Source organism: Arthrobacter sedimenti (assembly GCF_042652025.1).
Lineage (GTDB): Bacteria > Actinomycetota > Actinomycetes > Actinomycetales > Micrococcaceae > Arthrobacter > Arthrobacter sedimenti.
This window is the reverse complement of the sequence record NZ_JBHSDQ010000022.1, coordinates 1-704: the sequence shown is the minus strand read 5'-3', so window position 1 is coordinate 704 and position 704 is coordinate 1. Positions and strand designations below refer to the sequence as shown.

Sequence of the window (704 nt, the reverse complement as noted above, 5' to 3'; positions counted from 1 at the left end):
ACTAAGTCGTAACAAGGTAGCCGTACCGGAAGGTGCGGCTGGATCACCTCCTTTCTAAGGAGCACCTACAACAACTGCCCTGGATGTATGTCTGGTGGTGGGGGTTGTCAGGAAGCAAGCCCGTTGCGCAGGCGATTGTCCTGCGGCGGGTGCTCATGGGTGGAATATCAACAAATAGGTGCCTGGTGGCACGGACCGGTCAGTGAGTACGAACCTTCTCCTTTGTGGGGTTGTTGTTCTGGAAAGCGGCCGGGCTGGGTTGCCGGGTAGTGTTTGGCACACTGTTGGGTCCTGAGACAACAGGACCATGGTGCCGGGTGGTTCTTTCCTTCGGGGGAGGCTTCCTGGTGGTGTGGGTTTGTTTGTTTCTGGTTTCCCTGCCATGTCGTTCCGCATGCTTGTTTGATCCCTGTGGGGGTTTGTGTGTGGGGTGTGTGGTGTGGGGTTGTTGTTTGAGAACTACATAGTGGACGCGAGCATCTTGTATAAGAAGCAATTTCCAAGATATTAGAACCTGGATCTGGTTCGTGTGCTTTTGGGTGCGCGGGACAGTTTCTGTGGTTCTCTCGAGTGAGCTTGTTTTTGATCTTTGTGGTCAAGTTTTTAAGAGCACACGGTGGATGCCTTGGCATTAGGAGCCGAAGAAGGACGTAGGAATCTGCGATAAGCCTGGGGGAGTCGATAACCGGACTGTGATCCCAGGG

At 53.7% G+C, this 704-nt stretch carries 2 rRNA genes; both read left to right on the top strand.

Annotated elements, in window-relative coordinates:
- Positions 1 to 54: ribosomal RNA gene (locus tag ACFO0G_RS19890) — 16S ribosomal RNA — on the top strand; the annotation flags it as partial.
- Positions 55 to 593: 539 nt separating this feature from the next.
- Positions 594 to 704: ribosomal RNA gene (locus tag ACFO0G_RS19885) — 23S ribosomal RNA — on the top strand; the annotation flags it as partial.